We start from the raw sequence: 875 nt of genomic DNA, 5'->3' as shown, positions 1-875 counted from the left end.
CGAAGAAGGCGTGTTCTAAGGGGAGGGACTTGCACAATGAACAGTAGAGCAACCTGGACGGACCGGGTCGTCGACGCGGCGATCGCGCTTGTGCTCATCGTACTCGCGCTCAGCTCGTTATTTCCATTCGTGTACATCTTGGCGACGTCGTTATCGCCGATGGAGCAGGTATTGCGCGGCGGGATCATTTTATGGCCGGATCGTTTTTCGTTCGATGCGTACAGCACGATTCTGGGCAACACCAACTTTGTCCGGTCGCTGTATATCACGGCGGTCACGACGATCGGAGGAACGTTCGTCAATCTGGCCCTGACGACCTTCATGGCGTACCCGCTTTCCAAGAAGACGCTGCCCGGCAGAGAAACGGTGCTGCTGCTCGTGACGATTACGATCTTGTTCAGCGGTGGCATGATTCCGACGTATATCGTTGTCAACAAGCTCGGCCTGCTGGACAGCGTGTGGTCGCTCATTTTGCCCGGCGCGATTAGCGCATTCAATCTCATTATTCTGAAGAACTTCTTCCAGGGCATTCCTTCCGAGCTGGAAGAAGCCGGGAAAATCGACGGTTGCCGCACCTTCGGCCTGCTGTTCCGAATCGTGCTTCCGCTGTCCATGCCGGCGCTGGCGACGTTTACGCTCTTCTATGCGGTCGGCAACTGGAACCAGTTTTTCAACGCGGTCCTCTACATCACGAAGCCGGAGCTATGGACCGTGCAGGTGTTCTTGAGGCAAATGATTTTCCAGGGCTCTACACAGGATGTCATGGGGCAATCGGGCTTCGCAGGGGAGCAGGACATTCTTCCGGTCACGATTCAGATGGCGGCGATCGTCGTCTCGACGCTTCCGATTCTGGTGGTGTATCCGTTTCTGCAAAA

At 55.8% G+C, this 875-nt stretch carries 1 protein-coding gene; it reads left to right on the top strand.

Going from position 1 to position 875, the window contains the following annotated elements; genetic code table 11:
- Positions 1-36: 36 nt before the first annotated feature.
- Positions 37-875 (top strand): carbohydrate ABC transporter permease (locus QJ48_RS34955; protein WP_054977826.1); only part of this gene is annotated, 839 nt, incomplete at its 3' end.

The sequence above is a fragment of the Paenibacillus sp. A3 genome (genome assembly GCF_001399685.1).
Taxonomy (GTDB): Bacteria; Bacillota; Bacilli; order Paenibacillales; family NBRC-103111; genus Paenibacillus_G.
Note: the sequence above shows the minus strand (reverse complement) of the source record. Positions and strands in the feature narration are given on the sequence as shown.